Source organism: Streptomyces sp. YIM S03343 (assembly GCF_054729195.1).
Genome location: NZ_JBPUKX010000003.1, coordinates 125,159 through 139,654 on the forward strand (window position 1 = coordinate 125,159; position 14,496 = coordinate 139,654).

General features: G+C 69.0%; 18 protein-coding genes. 11 read left to right on the forward strand and 7 right to left on the reverse strand.

Going from position 1 to position 14,496, the window contains the following annotated elements:
* Positions 1-279: 279 nt before the first annotated feature.
* The 3 genes from ACSYGN_RS40835 (at position 280) to ACSYGN_RS40845 (ending at position 1,631) form a co-directional block, all read left to right on the forward strand.
* Positions 280-810, forward strand: a complete 531-nt coding sequence (locus tag ACSYGN_RS40835) for a hypothetical protein (RefSeq protein WP_460405950.1) — start codon at positions 280-282, stop codon at positions 808-810.
* 165 nt (positions 811-975) lie between these two features.
* Positions 976-1,242, forward strand: a complete 267-nt coding sequence (locus ACSYGN_RS40840) for a hypothetical protein (protein ID WP_460405952.1) — start codon at positions 976-978, stop codon at positions 1,240-1,242.
* Positions 1,239-1,631, forward strand: coding sequence for a PIN domain-containing protein (locus ACSYGN_RS40845; RefSeq protein ID WP_460405954.1), 393 nt, complete (start codon positions 1,239-1,241; stop codon positions 1,629-1,631). Before ACSYGN_RS40840 ends, ACSYGN_RS40845 begins: the two co-directional genes overlap by 4 nt.
* 196 nt (positions 1,632-1,827) lie before the next feature.
* On the opposite strand, the gene ACSYGN_RS40850 is transcribed toward ACSYGN_RS40845, so the two are convergent.
* Together ACSYGN_RS40850 and ACSYGN_RS40855 are read right to left on the reverse strand one after the other, a co-directional pair.
* On the reverse strand, positions 1,828-2,646 hold the full coding sequence (locus tag ACSYGN_RS40850) for a class I SAM-dependent methyltransferase (protein WP_460405956.1): 819 nt from the start codon (positions 2,644-2,646) through the stop codon (positions 1,828-1,830).
* Between the two features lie 290 nt (positions 2,647-2,936).
* Positions 2,937-3,311, reverse strand: a complete 375-nt coding sequence (locus ACSYGN_RS40855; protein ID WP_460405958.1) for a YybH family protein — start codon at positions 3,309-3,311, stop codon at positions 2,937-2,939.
* 114 nt (positions 3,312-3,425) lie between these two features.
* Between ACSYGN_RS40855 and ACSYGN_RS40860 the strand changes: the two genes are divergently transcribed.
* The 4 genes from ACSYGN_RS40860 to ACSYGN_RS40875 all read left to right on the forward strand — a co-directional run bounded on the left by ACSYGN_RS40860 (position 3,426) and on the right by ACSYGN_RS40875 (position 5,562).
* Positions 3,426-4,313, forward strand: a complete 888-nt coding sequence (locus ACSYGN_RS40860; RefSeq protein ID WP_460405960.1) for a LysR family transcriptional regulator — start codon at positions 3,426-3,428, stop codon at positions 4,311-4,313.
* A gap of 44 nt (positions 4,314-4,357) precedes the next feature.
* Positions 4,358-4,624: a ribbon-helix-helix domain-containing protein gene (locus tag ACSYGN_RS40865; RefSeq protein ID WP_460405962.1), complete on the forward strand. Its 267-nt coding sequence runs from the start codon at positions 4,358-4,360 to the stop codon at positions 4,622-4,624.
* Positions 4,621-5,028, forward strand: coding sequence for a type II toxin-antitoxin system VapC family toxin (locus tag ACSYGN_RS40870; protein ID WP_460405964.1), 408 nt, complete (start codon positions 4,621-4,623; stop codon positions 5,026-5,028). Before ACSYGN_RS40865 ends, ACSYGN_RS40870 begins: the two co-directional genes overlap by 4 nt.
* A gap of 321 nt (positions 5,029-5,349) precedes the next feature.
* Positions 5,350-5,562, forward strand: coding sequence for a hypothetical protein (locus ACSYGN_RS40875; protein ID WP_460405966.1), 213 nt, complete (start codon positions 5,350-5,352; stop codon positions 5,560-5,562).
* 153 nt (positions 5,563-5,715) lie between these two features.
* Here the strand turns inward: ACSYGN_RS40875 and ACSYGN_RS40880 are convergent, their stop codons facing one another.
* Positions 5,716-6,114, reverse strand: coding sequence for a YunG family protein (locus ACSYGN_RS40880; protein WP_460405968.1), 399 nt, complete (start codon positions 6,112-6,114; stop codon positions 5,716-5,718).
* A 230-nt stretch (positions 6,115-6,344) separates the two neighbouring features.
* Between ACSYGN_RS40880 and ACSYGN_RS40885 the strand changes: the two genes are divergently transcribed.
* Positions 6,345-7,439: a barstar family protein gene (locus ACSYGN_RS40885; protein WP_460405970.1), complete on the forward strand. Its 1,095-nt coding sequence runs from the start codon at positions 6,345-6,347 to the stop codon at positions 7,437-7,439.
* Positions 7,440-7,616: 177 nt separating this feature from the next.
* Here the strand turns inward: ACSYGN_RS40885 and ACSYGN_RS40890 are convergent, their stop codons facing one another.
* Positions 7,617-8,786: a helix-turn-helix domain-containing protein gene (locus ACSYGN_RS40890; protein WP_460405972.1), complete on the reverse strand. Its 1,170-nt coding sequence runs from the start codon at positions 8,784-8,786 to the stop codon at positions 7,617-7,619.
* 349 nt (positions 8,787-9,135) lie between these two features.
* Here ACSYGN_RS40890 and ACSYGN_RS40895 point away from each other — a divergent pair, with 349 nt between their 5' ends.
* Positions 9,136-9,381, forward strand: coding sequence for a hypothetical protein (locus tag ACSYGN_RS40895; RefSeq protein WP_460405974.1), 246 nt, complete (start codon positions 9,136-9,138; stop codon positions 9,379-9,381).
* An 81-nt stretch (positions 9,382-9,462) separates the two neighbouring features.
* On the opposite strand, the gene ACSYGN_RS40900 is transcribed toward ACSYGN_RS40895, so the two are convergent.
* Complete coding sequence (locus ACSYGN_RS40900; RefSeq protein WP_460405976.1) at positions 9,463-9,750, reverse strand: hypothetical protein; 288 nt, start codon at positions 9,748-9,750, stop codon at positions 9,463-9,465.
* A gap of 208 nt (positions 9,751-9,958) precedes the next feature.
* Between ACSYGN_RS40900 and ACSYGN_RS40905 the strand changes: the two genes are divergently transcribed.
* Positions 9,959-11,239: an MFS transporter gene (locus ACSYGN_RS40905; protein ID WP_460405978.1), complete on the forward strand. Its 1,281-nt coding sequence runs from the start codon at positions 9,959-9,961 to the stop codon at positions 11,237-11,239.
* 33 nt (positions 11,240-11,272) lie between these two features.
* On the opposite strand, the gene ACSYGN_RS40910 is transcribed toward ACSYGN_RS40905, so the two are convergent.
* A complete protein-coding gene (locus tag ACSYGN_RS40910; RefSeq protein WP_460405980.1) occupies positions 11,273-12,034 on the reverse strand; it encodes a futalosine hydrolase in 762 nt (253 codons plus the stop codon).
* 151 nt (positions 12,035-12,185) lie between these two features.
* Between ACSYGN_RS40910 and ACSYGN_RS40915 the strand changes: the two genes are divergently transcribed.
* Entirely contained in the window at positions 12,186-13,379 is a 1,194-nt protein-coding gene (locus ACSYGN_RS40915; RefSeq protein WP_460405982.1) for an RNA-guided endonuclease InsQ/TnpB family protein, read from the forward strand.
* A gap of 30 nt (positions 13,380-13,409) precedes the next feature.
* Here the strand turns inward: ACSYGN_RS40915 and ACSYGN_RS40920 are convergent, their stop codons facing one another.
* A complete protein-coding gene (locus ACSYGN_RS40920) occupies positions 13,410-14,477 on the reverse strand; it encodes a glucose-1-phosphate thymidylyltransferase (protein ID WP_460405984.1) in 1,068 nt (355 codons plus the stop codon).
* Positions 14,478-14,496 lie beyond the last annotated feature (19 nt).

Genomic DNA, 14,496 nt, shown 5'->3' on the forward strand with positions numbered 1-14,496 from the left:
CGGAACGGCCGCACCTGGCGCGGCGTGGACAGCATGTCCCGGGGGCGGGGGGTTTTCGGGGCCGTGGCCGGGTTGTCTGGGGAAACCCTTGAATCCGCTGCTCGCGGCAACTGCCGGACGGCGGCACGGACATACCGGAACGGCGGCAGACGGGCCCAGTCCTGGCCACGAGGCAACAACGAGCGCGCAACAGGTGGGCAGCGACGCTGTGGCCCGGCACCACGCGCCCTCTACCATCCGGGCAGTGGCCCGCATACGCCCCGGGCAGGAAGGCGCACCATGTGGTCAACCACTTCACGCCCGGTGCTCCGGCACCTCATCGGCGCTGTCGCGGTCGGCGTGACCCTGGCCACGACTTCAGGATGCACGGTCCCCATCGATGCGGTCGCCGGCATCTCGGTGACCGACGACGGCCGTCCGCTCGGTGTCATGCTGGTCTGCGGACATCACATCGACGGCGCCACCCTTTACGTGGACAGCACCGACACCGACAAGTCGGTGACAGTCGGCTCCTGGACGGCCGACAACCCCCTCACGAGAGGCCTCACCACCTGGCCCCTCGATGCACCTGCCCCCGGCTGGACCACGACCAGAACCCTCAAACCGCTCACCGCCAAGACCACCTACAACCTCTTCGGCGGGACCGAGGACAACTCCTGGTCATCGGCCAACGTCTCCTTCACCCTGGCCGACTTGGACCGCCTCACCCCGGGAAAGGTCCGCTACGACAGTGTCTCGAACAATGGAGACGAATCCGAAATAACGGTCCCGATGGCCGAGTTCAGGGCGAGGGCCTGCAAGACGTCATGATCTCCGGCTGGATCACCGATCCCGTGGGCGTCCTCGACCACCACCCAGAGGGCCGGCTCGGCGAGGTCACCGCGATGGAGGCCGGCCCGGCTCCCTCGCCCCTCCCTGCGCCCTCTACCGCCCGAAACCTGCCTTACGTACGCCATACCGTGCTATGGTGCCGGTATGGCAACGAAGAAGGTGACGATCACTCTCGACGAGTCCCTGGTAGAAGCCTTGGCCGGCGTCGCCGAGGAAGAGGGCATCCCGCTCTCGCGGCTCGTCGCCGGAGCGGCCGAACGGGAACTGCGGCTGCGTGCCGCCCGGACCGTGATCCAGGAATGGCAGGCCGAGCAGGGCGCCTTCACTCCGGAGGAGCTCGCCGCTGCCCGCGCCGAGATGGCTGACGCCGACGCCGAATACTTGCGCAGCACGGGGGCATCGGCCGCGTGAACATCCCGTACTTGTACGACGCCGGTGCGCTGATCGCCATCGACAACAACGACCGCCGCATGTGGGCCCGCCACCAGCTGGCTCTGGAGGACGGCCGGGACATCCACGTGCCCAGCGTCGTCGTCAGCCAGGCATGGCGCGACTCCCGCCGTCAGGTGAGGCTCGGCAGGTTCCTCGCCGGATGCCATGTCGTACCCGTGAACCTGGAGACCGCCAAGGCCGCGGGCATCCTCTGCGGCAAGTCCGGAACCGCCGACGTCGTCGACGCCACCGTCGTGGTCATGGCAGCCAGCCTCGGTGCGATCATCTGGACCTCCGACCCGGACGACATCCGCGCACTCATCGACGCCCAGGACATCAAGCCGACTCCGGTTCTCCGCGCCGTGTGACACGTCGATGAAGCCGAGGACGGCCGGGGCCGGTCCGATCCGCGAGGACGTCGCCTGGCAGGGGCGGGTCGGCGAGGGCTTCGATGTCTCAGGGGCGTCCTCAGCACCAACCTGGAGCGCATCCCGGGCTCGACGGGCCCGCTCCGCAGTGGGCCGGGAACGCCATGGACGCGCCGTTCCCGGCCCCGCCTCTTGCTCAGCGCCGGCAGACGAGGATGCCGCCCCGGCAGGTGATCTCGAAGGCGCCGTACCGGCCGATGTGGGCGAGGAGGATCGCGCGGGCGCGCTCGATCGTGTCCTCGAAGGGCACATCGTAGTGATCCGCCCACGCCCGGTACGAGGCCATGTGCGCGACGACCGGCTCGGGGTCGCGGACGGTGACGGTACCGGGCAGCTCCACGGTCTCCACACGGCCGAACGACTCCCCCATGAAGGCCAGTGCCTTCTCCAGCGAGAACCGAGCACTGAGGGAGATACGGGCAGGCCCCTGCCCGACGCCGAGAACATGACCGGCGGCCCGCCGCCACAGCTCGTCGAGTTCGGCCTTGTCCCGGGCACTGTTGGTGGAGACGATCACGACGCCGTCCGGGCCGACGACTCGGGACAACTCCGCGACCGCCTGGGCGATGTCGGGGACGTGGTAGAGCATGTGCATCGCCAGAGCGGCACCGACACTGTCTGTGGCCAGCGGCAACCGGGTGGCGTCCGCAACGGCGACGGGACCGGGAACGCCAGCCAGGATCCCTGGTGCGATGTCGAGGCCCAGCAACGCGAGGTCCGGCCGGTCCCGGCGCAGCCGCTCGATGTACTCGCCGTTGCCACAGCCGACGTCGACCACCCGCCCCCGCACACCGTTCAGTTGCTCGGCGACGATGCCGGGAAGGTCGTACCGGGGCGTCTTCCACCGGTAGAGCGACTGGCGGGCCGCCAGATCGCGGTCACTGCGGTAAGCACTCCCGGCGAGGCGTCGCCGATCGGTGACGGCGGCATCGCGTGCGGCGGACGGGTCGGTCACGTGGCGGCTCCAGTGGACGGGCTGGTGGGTACGGGCGCGAGGACGGCCGTGTACTGAAGTCGTTCACGCAGGTGTGCCGCCCGCGCGGCTCCAACCGTACTGCGGGCCTGTAAGCTCCCGGCCCAGGGCGGCGAGCCTTCGCACGATGCCGACCGACATGCGCTGCGGCGCCGTCCCCAGCGAACAGATCGCCGACCGACTGATCGTTGTCCTCGGCAGTGCGGTAGAGCTGAATCGCCATGTCCGCGAGGTGCCCGGTGACGGGATTTCACCGGCGCGGGCTCACCGGGTCACGGTGTCCGGTGGGCGGGTGGGGTGAACTCCGGCTGGTCCAGCAGGCGCAGCCAGCTTCCGTCCGGCTGGCGTCGGACGACCTGTGCCCGGGCACCGGCTCCGTCCTTCGGCGGGGTCGAGGTGAGGGCGATGTCCCCGCTGACCAGCGTCGGCAGCGGTTGCTCCGGCTGGAAGCGGGGGCGGCCGGCCAGCACCTTCTCCCACAGTTCACGGATCGCCTCCCGGCCCACCGTCTGTTCGCCGGGCGGGTAGGCCAGCACCGCGTCCTCCTCGTAGAGCGCGGCGACCCCGGCCGCGTCACCGGCGTTGGACCGTTCGACGAACAGCCGGGTGATGTCCTCGGGCCTCATGGCCTTCTCGTACTCCGGCACGGGTGCCTCCTGGCGTCGGGATTCAGTGCCTTGGTGCTTCGGCGCTTCTCAGCGTGGTCGTCCAGCTATCAGAAGTCCAACAGATGGATTTTCTAGGAGCTAGAATTCTTAGTCATGGAGCTGAGGCAGCTGGAATACTTCGTGGCGGTCGCCGAGGAGCGGAACTTCACCAGGGCGGCCGAGCGGGTGCACATCAGCCAGTCCGGCGTCAGTGCCCAGATCCGCCAGCTGGAGCGGGAGCTCGGTGCCGACCTCTTCGACCGGTCGGCGCGCACCGCCACCCTCACCGTCGCGGGAAAGGCCGCGCTCGAGCACGCCCGCGCCGCGCTGGCCGCCGCCGGGGCGGTGGGGCAGGCGGTCGGTGAGGTCACCGACCTGATCCGGGGGCGGCTCACCGTGGGGATGGTCACGGGCTGCACCCTCACTCCGCTGTTCGACGCGCTCGCCGCCTTCCACCGCGCACATCCTGGCGTGGAGATCTCGCTGCTGGAAGACAACTCCGACCGTCTCGTCGAGTGGGTGCGGGGCGGCACCGTCGACCTGGCTCTCGTCGGAACCGCGAACGCCGCCCCCGAGGGGCTGGAAGTGCTGACGCTCATCAGCGAGCGGCTCGTCGCAGCGGTTCCGGCCGGGCATCCCTTGACACGGCTGGAGCAGGTGGCTCTGCGGGACGTAGCCGCGTATCCCATCGTCTGTATGCCGCCCGGCACCGGGCTGCGCACGGTGTTCGACCGTGCCTGCGCCGCGCAGAATCTGCATCCGACGATCGCTCTGCGGGCCAGCGCCGCGGACGCCATCGCCGACCTCGCCGCCCGCGGGCTCGGCGTCGCCGTTCTCAGCGAGTCGATGGCCGAGGGCCACCGTGACCGCCTCACCGCCCACAGCATCCAGGACGTCACAGCACCGGCGCTGCTCGCTCTGATCTGGAGGAACGGGCACAGCCCTGCGGTACGTGAGTTGCTCGTGCACTGCCGACGGGCGTTCGCGGTGCCGGATGTCTGAGGCCGCCGGACACGTTGTAATAGTCCCTGTCGTACACTGCCGCTATGGCAACTCAGCGCGCGGGACAGACCGAGAACGTCTCCGTATCCCTGCCGTCCGATCTGCTGGCCGTACTGCGGGAGCGGACCGGTAGGCGTGGGGTGTCGTCGTACATCACTGACGCCGTTCGGCATCAGCTCGAGATGGACGGTCTGGCCGAGATCGTTGCCGCTCAGGAGGCCGAGCACGGTCCGCTGACCGAGGCCGAGATCGAAGCCGCTTCCCGGGAGCTCTTCGGCCACGCCGGAACCGAGGGGCAGCACGCCGCGTGAAGGAGGAGACTCCCCGGTCGGTCGTCCTCGACTCCCAGGCGCTCTCACTGCTGCTGTCCAACGACCGCGCGCTGACCGCCCGGATCGAGGCGACCCGCAGGGCAGGCATCCCGGTCCGTGTCTCAGCGCTGACCGTCGTCGAAGCGGTGCACGGCAAGACCGACATGCCCCGCCTCAAGTGGTACCTGTCCAGGCTGCGCCTGGAGCCCGTCACACCGGAGGACTCGCTCACGGCTGTGACACTGCTGAGGGAAGCCGGCGGACTGCACGGCCACAAGTACGCGATCGACGCCCTGGTCGCCGCCATGGCGCTGCGCTCGCCGTCCCCCGCCCTCGTCCTCACCTCCGACCGCGACGACTGGACCCGCCTCTGCGGCGACCGCGTGATCATCCGGGACGTCTGAAGCCCTGGCCGGCGCCGCAGAGGAAGAGGCATCCCGCTCTCGCGGCTCGTCGCCGGAGCGGCCGAGCGGGAACTGCGGCTGCGTGCCGCCCGGACCGTGATCCGGGAGTGGCTGGCTGAGCAGGGCGCCTTCACTCCGGAGGAACTCGCCACCGCACGCGCCGAGATGGCCGACGCCGAGTACGTGGGCGGCTCGGGAGCATCGGCCGCATGAAACATCCCGTATCCGTACGACGCCGGTGCGCTGATCGCCATCGACAACTACGACCGGCACATATGGGCTCGCCACCACCTGGCTCTCAACGACGGCCGGGACATACGCGTGCCCAGCGTCCTCGTCAGCCAGGCATGGCCCGAACCCCGCCGTCAGGGCAAGTGCCGCCAACTCGCCACCGGGGTGGACCACTGGTGGCCGGAGATCACAGCGTTCATCGCCACTGGCCACAGCAATGCCAAGGGTGAAGCGATCAACCGCGTGATCAAGCTCGTGCCCGCGCAGCCCACGGCTTCCGCAACCCCGCCAACCAGCGCATAAGCACGCGCTGTGTCACCACCCACCGAGCCGGCGGACGCCTCCACCCCGCCTGAATTCGAAGACCGGCGGAAGGCTCCTCGCTGCGGCTGACCCAGGCCACTAGCGGTCAGGGCGTCGTCCCGCTGAACCAGCCGGGCTGACCGCGGCCCTCCATCAGACCGGCTCCGGAAGATGACCGAGGTGCTTGATGACCCGCTCACGCAGAAGGAGGTACTCCGCCCAGCGGTGCGGCAGAGGGCCAGGCGGGCGCTCGACGACACGGGCAGCGGTAACGGTCTGTCCGAGCTGGAACTGCTCGCGCGTCAGGTCGAGTTCAATACCGCTGGGCAGCCGGTTCCACCAGTGGAAACCGTGCTGGGTCCCGTCAAGGTGCACCTCACCGACTATGAGATCACCGCCGAAGACGTCGCTGACGACCAAGGCCGTGATGTCACAGTGCCCCCAGGCCGGATTGCCGGGCTCCCAGTCGGCCCGGTTGTCGGGCGAACAGGTGTCGGCAGCCCAACTGGCGCGCAGGGCTCTGTCGAGATCGAGCAGGTTCCAAGGGGTCATGCCGCCAGGATCGCAGCCACCACTGACATCGCATACGGCGCAGGAGCCGCGAGCCCGAAAGGACAGAACCCGCACGAGCTGCCGAACGGGCGACAAATAGTCATACCGGACAGTGAGATCAACTGTCCGTCAGCAAGGACACGAGTGTTCCGCTCACCCGGATGTCGCGCTGTCCGTGGACACCCCTGGCCGACTACGAAAGAGCTTCACGGACTACACCTGGTCTGGGCATGATTCCCACCGTGCATGTGGACAGGGACCATCGCGTGCCGGGACGGTACACGCTGACGGACACAGGAAGCGGCCATGTCTGGGGCGTCTGCGCCGAGGTGGACGGATTGTTCAGGGAACCCCGGCGCGAAACGTACGAACTGTTCGGCTGGGTTCCGGACGGAGCCGAGGTGCGTGGCTGGGTAGGCAGCCGGGTGTGGCTGGTGCCGGAGGACAGGACGCTCGGTGCCTGGCTGCTGGAGGACGCGGAGAGCCTCGGACAGTACCCGGTAACGGAGAGTCTCGTGCTCACCGGTCTGGACGACTACGAGGGCCCGCCCGAGGGGCACCAAGCTCCTGTCCGACTGCACGACGGGCACCGGTGGCTGGGCTCCTGCCGGGAGTTCGCCCGCGTCCTGCCACCCGAGCAGGCAGAGCCCCGGCTCGTCCTGCGGGGACTCGCCCCGGGTGATCGGCTGCGGCGGGCACTGACGACGGGCACTCGGCGCACGCTGGACCTGGAGGAGGCCTGGCTGGAGATACGGGACGACCGGGGCGAGCCGCTCACCGGCCGACTACTGCGGCCCACAGTCCGCAGGTGGCAGCCGTCCTCCCGCGGGACGGACCTGATTGATCTGGAACTCGACGGAGACGTCGCACCCGTACCGGGATACGCCCAACCCGTCTGGGAGCGCTGGCTTGCCGACCCGCCGGCCGCCCCTGGCGCCTGGGCCGCGCTCGAGACCCGCCAGCGTGGAGCCTGGCTCGATCTCGTCCGGGAGCGGGGCTGTCGGCGCAAGCACCAGGACAGGCCGGCCGGACACGCATACGAGCTGGACGGTCGGCACATCACCGACGAACCGGGCCTCTACTTGGCACTCGGCGAGGCCGTCAACGGGCCGGGCGGCTACTTCGGCGGCTGCCTGGACGGTCTCGTGGACTGTCTGCGCGGCAACTTCGGCTACACCGCCCCCGCAAGCTTGCTCTGGCGGGAGGCCGCGACTGCGCGCGAGCACCTGTCCCGCGTTCTGGCGCCGGAGGGCGAGCAGTACGACCTTGTCGCTCTGGTGCTCGAAGTCTTGGCCGAGGGCGGGATGCACGTGACCTTCACGTGAATCGGCCACGCTGCCGCAGGAGTGGCGTACATGCTGCTGTCGGTCTGTCGGTCTGTCGGGCTACGTACGCGCCTGATACAGGAGCCGAGCCGTGTGCAGGTGCCGACGGGGAACCCCAAGGGGTTTGCTCACACGGTCTGATCTGCCGCCGTCGCGTCGCGAACGCCCCGCTGGGGGTCAGAAAGTCACCCCGGCGCGCTTGGCCAGTCTGGTGAGGCGGGGGTTGCTGCGGCGGTGCAGTGACGTCAGAACGCGCATCAGTTCTTGACTGGTCGGGTGCACCCGGGCCATCTCCGGTGCGACCTGCCATGCCTGCTCCAGTGAGGCCAGCGCCGAGTCACGGTCACCCAGTGCGAGGTGCGACCGGCCCAGGTTCATGTGCAGGGGGCCCATGCGAGTCGCGGGCAGGTCAGTGCCGCCTTTGATGAGGTCGTCGGCGGTGTCCAGCGCGCGGCGGTGCTGGTCCATGTCGGAGAACGTCGAGATGACGTGGGTGGCCGTCTGGTCCGGCCCGAAGTGGATGCCGTGTTCGTCGGCGTCCTCGCCGTACGCCTCGGCCGTGCGCCACGCGGCGCGGATGTGCTTCTCAGCGACGGACTTGTCCCTGAGCCGACCCGCCAGGGTGAGGCCGCGCAGGTGCAGGATGCCCAGGCCGAAGACGCGGTCACGCCCCTCGAGCGTCGACTCCGCCTCGACGATCGCCCGGTCCACAACGGCCAGCCCGCCCCCGAAGTCACCCGAATTGAGGAACGTCCCGGCCTCGTCGCGGGCGGCCACCGTGGCGGCGATCGGATGGGCACACTCAGCGGCCAGCCGCTGCTTCATGACGGCCAGCTCCGCGAGATGCATCCAGCGGTGCCGGGCGGCCAGCCAATAGACCACCGAGTACGCATCGGCGGCACGGGACCAGGCGTCGGGCGACTGCACGGCGTGGGCGTAGTTGGTCGCATCGGTCAGTACGCCGGGGAGCTTACGCAGCACCTCCGAGAGTTCGGTCCGGTAGCGGTGTCCGTTCAGCTCGGCGAGCCGACCCGGCAGGTCCTCAGGGTGGGCCGGTGGCACGTCAGGGATGTCGAAACGGCGGATGGCGTGGTTGAGGACGGCCAAGCTCTTCCCGTCGGCGCGATCGACGGCCGCCTTGCCCAGCAGCTCGTCCAGCGTCAGGTCCATGGCCTGGGCGAGAGCGGCGGCGACGCCCTGGGTCAGCCCTCGGTCGCCCACTTCGATCTTGCTCAGGAGCGAGACCGACACACCCGCTCGCCGGGCGAGGGCAACCTGGCTGTAGCCACGTGCCTTGCGGCAGACGGCCACGTTGGCTCCGGGTCCGGGAATCCTGGTCACGCTCATACCTGTGCGTCTTCCCCGCTCGACTTCCGCTACGAGTCATGGTCCCACTCCGGCCACCCCGGCGCCCCGGCGTTGTGCAAGAGCTGTGCAAGTCCACTTCGTTCGGCAGCCGTTGTCTTCTGCGAGACACATACACGCAGGTGGGACAAGGAGCCATGACATTGAGTGACAAGAAACCACCGACGACGCTCTGCCACGGGGAACTGCCCTACCCCCGGGGGACACTGGTCGAAGACTCTCAGACAGGGCGTCAGGGCGAGCTGCAAGGCGTGCTCGAGGAACGCGCCAAGGAGGGCAACAGGCTGATCAGCCGGACCGCATACCTGCGCCCTCGAGGGGGTGGCAGGGAGTGGGAGACGCCTTTGAACCGCATCCGTCCCACCGACGCGAGCGGTTAGCTCTGCCCACCAAGCTGGCTGCCCTGGTCGGCCCGGGTGATGTGATCGGTTATGAGGAGCAGTGGCGCACGGTCAAGGAAGCCACGACCGCGCTGGGGCCGATGGGCGGGTTGGCCGTTGTCATCACTTGGGCGGAAGGGGGCACGGCGCGCTTCCCAGCGGGTGACGAGCTGCTGCTGAGACCGGTTGAGGACTGAGCATCACACGTCAACGCCCGCCCACTCAGGTACGGGTGGACGGGCGTCGTCACAGCACCGGTGCGGGGGCAGCCCGTTGACTCAGCCGAGACCGCGATGAGCGGCCCACAGCACTGCGGCGCGGCTGGCGGCGTCGGCGACCAGGGCCGCTAGTTCGGGATTGTCTGGGACAGGGAACGAGACGTATGCGCCCCGACCGCCGCCGACTGGCCGGCCGTAGGCCTTTGCAGCAAGGTGACCGTCCGGGAGAAGCCGAACGTTGAGTGTGGTCAGCGTGAACGCCTCACCGCGTCGAGTGTCCGTCCAGCGGAGCGCCTGCGGGATCGTGACATTGATCGCCAGAGCACTCACTTCGAGGTCGCTGCTCATGGACGGATGATTTCACGCGAGTCGCCGCAGGCGGTCGCCACCCGGGCTTGCCTTCCGGGGTCGTGCGGCTGTCTCCAGAAACGCGATGCAGTCCGGCCCAGGTCCTGGGTACGGTCCGCGCATGTTTATGACGCCCCGTGTTTCTTAGCTCGGACACCAATCTCGACGTCATCCTTGTGTCCTTGCTCTATTACGGAGCGTAATCCCGTTGAACACTCTTCGCAGTCCCGGCCTGTTCCGGAACCGGGACTTCTCGCTGCTGCTGAGCGGCCAGTTGGTCTCCGCTGTCGGTGACCAGGTTCATTCCATGGCCCTGCCGCTGATCGTGCTGGCCCTCACCGGGTCGGCCGCTCAAGCCGGGTTCGTACTCGGCCTCGGCACCCTTTCCTTCCTGGTGTTCGGGCTGGTTGCCGGCGCGCTCGTCGACCGGTGGGACCGTAAGGCCACCATGATCTGGTGTGAGCTCGGCCGGGCCGTGCTCACTGCCGGCGTCGCCGTCTCGTTGTGGCTGAACAGGCTCACCATGCCCCAGTTGTACATAACCGCCGTGGCTACCGGGATCCTCACCACTCTCTTCCAGGTGGCGAACACCGCGGCGCTGCCCAACGTGGTCGGTCCGCAGCAACTGTCCGCTGCGCTCGGCTGCTCGCAGTCCGCGACCGGCGCGGTGGGCATCGTCGGGGCCTCGCTCGCCGGTGCGCTCTGCGCCCTCGGCCGGACCGTGCCGTTCGCCGTCAACGCGGCTTCCTTTGCGGTGTCAGCGGCGTCGCTGCGGCTCATGCGTGCTCGGTTCCAGGCTGACCGGCAGGGTGCGCGGACGACGGCCTCCCGTCTCACCACCGAGATCCGAGAGGGACTCGGCTGGCTATGGCACCAGCCCGTCATCCGCTTCCTCACTCTGGTCTCGGCCGCTGACAAGGTGCGTTACGGGGCCGGGTATTTATTGATCATCACGCTCGCCCGGCAGGTGGGTGCCTCGCCGCCCTGGATCGGCGTCATCTTCAGCGGCGCAGCGGTCGGTGCCATGGCGGGCGCACTGGTCTCCGACAGGGCCACACGCCGCTTTCCGCTGGGCCGGATCGCCGTGGTGATGCTGTGGTTGGAGGCGTTGATGTTCCCGCTGTATGCTCTCGCGCCCCATCCCCTGCTGCTGGCAGCGGTCGCAGCCGCCGAGTCGCTGGTGGCTCCGGTGTATACGGTGGCCATGACCACCCACCAACTGGCCATCATCCCGGATGAGTTGAGGGGGCGGGCGACGAGCGCGGTCGCCACGCTCACCACGGGGGCCTTGTCGATCGGCACGCTCGCAGGCGGTGAGCTGATCACCCTGCTGGGTGCCAAGCCGCTGGTCTGGCTCTGCGGAGCATGGCTGTTCGTCCTGGCCCTCCTCACGACCGCCAACAGGGCCGTGCGGCAGGCGCCGCCCGCCGGTGCGCTGTCGCGGCACAGGGTCGGAGGCGCGGCAGAGACCGGTTGCATGAGCGGCTAGCCGACAGAGTAGTTCTCCGCGCGGTCGTCCGTGTCAGTCGTACGGCGGCCCGTCCCCCTTCTCCAGGACCGTGCGCAGTGTCGCGAACGCCTCTTGGAGGGCGGTCAGGGCCTCGCCTATGCGCCAGGCCGCGCGGTCTCTCGTGCCTACCTCATTGGAGATCGTGCGGATCTCCAGGGCGGGGACCGAGTGGGCCGCGGCGGCCTGGGCCGCGCCGTAGCCCTCCATTGCCTCTGCGCCGGCGCCCGGGTGGGCCGCCGTCAGGGCTCGGGCCCTTGTGGTGGTGCCTGTGGCTGTGGAGACCGTCAGGATGGGGGCCTGGGTTGCGGACAGGGCGCGGGCCACCGTGGCCGACAGGTGGGGTGGGCTCGGCAGCGTTGCTCTGCCGAAGCCCAAGGTTTCGACCGGCAGGAAGCCTTCCGCCGAGTCCGCGCCCAGGTCCGCCGCGATCATGCGGTCCGCCACCACCACCGAGCCCACGGGGGCGTGCGGGGTGAAGCCTCCGCCGATGCCTGCGGCCACCACGAGGTCGTACGGCTCCTCTCGCAGGGCCGCCGCCGTCAGGGCCGTGGCCGTCGCGGACGCTGCTGCGGCCGGGCCCACGCCGGCCGCCAGCAGGTCGGCCCGTAGGGGGCAGGGGGCGGCGCCCCCCGCTCCGGTGCGACGCAACACGTAGCCGGGCAGGGCGTGTTCGGTGGAGGAGGGCGCCGGGTCCAGGCCCCTCGCCGCCGCCTCGCGTTCCGCCGTCACGGCCGTCACCACCAGCAGGCGTACGGGACGGGTTCCGAAGGTCATCGGGATTCCTCCGTGGACACCCCCGCCTTCCAGCGGAGGAGGAAACCGAGCCCCTGCGGAGAAGGGCAGGAAATTCGACTCGCCGCCGGGCGATTCGTCGTCCACCTGTCAACCCTCCGGGCCCACAAGCTGACATGATATTTTGTGAGGCGTGGAGACCACCGATGTGAAGCGGGCGTTCAAGTACCGCTTCTACCCGACCGATGCGCAGGCGGCCGAGTTGTCGCGCACGTTCGGGTGCGTGCGGAAGGTCTACAACATGGCGCTCGCCGCCCGTACCGAGGCGTGGGCGCGGCAGGAGCGGGTCAACTACAACCAGACGTCGGCGATGCTGACGGCGTGGAAGAAGACCGGGGAACTGGCCTATCTCAACGAGGTCTCCTCGGTCCCGCTCCAGCAGGCGCTGCGGCACCTGCAGGCGGCGTTCACCGGCTTCTTCGGCAGGCGGGCGAAGTACCCGCGCTTCAAGAGCCGGAAGAAGTCGAGGAAGTCCGCCGAGTACACCACCAGCGCCTTCCGCTTCCGCGACGGGAAGCTGACCCTGGCCAAGATGTCCGACCCTCTGGACATCGTCTGGTCCCGCCCGCTGCCCGAGAGGGCGGAGCCGTCCACGGTGACCGTGTCCCAGGACGCGGCCAGCCGCTGGTTCGTCTCCATGCTGTGCGAGGACCCGTTGGTCGGGCCGCTGCCCGCCACCGACACAGCAATCGGCATCGATGTCGGATTGGAACACCTGCTGACCCTGTCCACCGGGGAGAAGATCGCCAATCCCCGGCACGAGCGCCGCGACCGCACCCGGCTCGCCCGCGCCCAGCGGGAGCTGTCCCGCAAGGAGAAAGGCTCGGCGAACCGGGAGAAGGCACGCCGGAAGGTGGCGCGCGTGCATGCACGGATCACCGACCGCAGGCGCGACCACCTGCACAAGCTGACCACTCGACTCGTGCGTGAGAACCAAACGCTCGTGATCGAGGACCTGACCGTGCGCAACATGGTCAAAAACCGGAGTCTCGCCCGCGCCATCAGCGACGCGGCATGGGCAGAGTTCCGGAGCATGCTGGAGTACAAGGCCGCCTGGTACGGGCGGGAAGTGATCGCGGTCGACCGCTTCTTCCCCTCCTCCCGACTGTGCTCCCACTGCGGCACCCTCGCCAAGAGCATGCCGTTGCACGTCCGCACCTGGACGTGCGAGTGCGGCACGGTCCACGACCGGGACGTGAACGCGGCGAACAACCTTCTGGCCGCCGGGCTGGCGGTGTCGGCCTGTGGAGCCGGTGTAAGACCTCAACGGAGAACTCCGGGCGGGCAGTCGGCAGTGAAGCAGGAAACCCCACGGCGCAAGCCGTAGGAATCCCCCTCGTTCACGAGGGGGAGGAGGTCAAGACGGGATCTGGACGCGGCCGTGGTCGCCGATGACGAAGCGGTGGGCGGCGGGCAGGCGGGGGGCCAGGGTCACCTGGACGTTGCGGCCGATCAGGCTGGCCTCCACACGGCGGATGCGGTCGAAGGACGAGTCGCGCAGCACGATGGAGAACTCGATCTCGCTCGCCGTGATACGGCAGTTCTCGGCGACGGACGTGGACGGGCCGATGTAGGAATCGACGATGACGCTGCCCGCGCCGATGACGGCCGGGCCGACGATGCGCGAGTTGCGCACCCGGGTGCCCGCCTCGATGTGCACGCGCCCGATGATCTCGCTGGCCTCGTCCACGTCGCCGTCGATCCTGGTCTCCAGGCGTTCCAGCAGGGTGCGGTTGACCTCCAGCATGTCGTTGACGTTGCCGGTGTCCTTCCAGTACCCGGTGATCACCGTGGAGCGCACCGCGTAGTCCTGCCGGACCATCCAGCGCAGGGCGTCGGTGATCTCCAGCTCGCCGCGCGGGGAGGGCTTGATGGCGCGTACGGCGTCGTGGATCAGTGGGGTGAAGAGGTAGACGCCGGCGACGGCGAGGTCGCTGCGCGGCTTGCGGGGCTTCTCATCCAGGTCGATGACCTTCCCGGTGTCGTCGACGACGGCGACGCCGAAGGCGCTGGGGTCGGGGACGCGGGTGAGCAGGATCTGCGCGTCGCAGCGGTCCTTGCGGAACTCGTCGACGACATCGGTGATGCCGTCCAGGACGAAGTTGTCGCCGAGGTACATGACGAAGTCATCGTCGCCCAGGAACGGTTTGGCGATGAGGACCGCGTGCGCGAGCCCGAGGGGCTTGCTCTGCGGGATGTAGGTGGCCTCCAGGCCGAAGGCCGAGCCGTCGCCGACGGCGGCCTTGATCTCTTCGGCGGTGTCGCCGACGATGATGCCGACCTCGGTGATGCCCGCCTCGGCGATGGCTTCGAGGCCGTAGAAGAGGATCGGCTTGTTGGCTACCGGGACCAGTTGCTTGCTGGAGGTATGGGTGATCGGCCGCAGTCGCGTACCGGATCCCCCTGCGAGTACGAGAGCCTTCACGATTCCAGTTCCATCCAGG

Bases quoted from the DNA above. Each gene is read 5' to 3' on its own strand.
- ACSYGN_RS40885 (WP_460405970.1), top strand. From the start codon at position 6,345: ATGATTCCCACCGTGCATGTGGACAGGGACCATCGCGTGCCGGGACGG.
- ACSYGN_RS40910 (WP_460405980.1), bottom strand. From the start codon at position 12,034: ATGACCTTCGGAACCCGTCCCGTACGCCTGCTGGTGGTGACGGCCGTG.
- ACSYGN_RS40835 (WP_460405950.1), top strand. From the start codon at position 280: ATGTGGTCAACCACTTCACGCCCGGTGCTCCGGCACCTCATCGGCGCT.
- ACSYGN_RS40860 (WP_460405960.1), top strand. From the start codon at position 3,426: ATGGAGCTGAGGCAGCTGGAATACTTCGTGGCGGTCGCCGAGGAGCGG.
- ACSYGN_RS40865 (WP_460405962.1), top strand. From the start codon at position 4,358: ATGGCAACTCAGCGCGCGGGACAGACCGAGAACGTCTCCGTATCCCTG.
- ACSYGN_RS40880 (WP_460405968.1), bottom strand. From the start codon at position 6,114: ATGACCCCTTGGAACCTGCTCGATCTCGACAGAGCCCTGCGCGCCAGT.
- ACSYGN_RS40840 (WP_460405952.1), top strand. From the start codon at position 976: ATGGCAACGAAGAAGGTGACGATCACTCTCGACGAGTCCCTGGTAGAA.
- ACSYGN_RS40890 (WP_460405972.1), bottom strand. From the start codon at position 8,786: ATGAGCGTGACCAGGATTCCCGGACCCGGAGCCAACGTGGCCGTCTGC.
- ACSYGN_RS40900 (WP_460405976.1), bottom strand. From the start codon at position 9,750: ATGAGCAGCGACCTCGAAGTGAGTGCTCTGGCGATCAATGTCACGATC.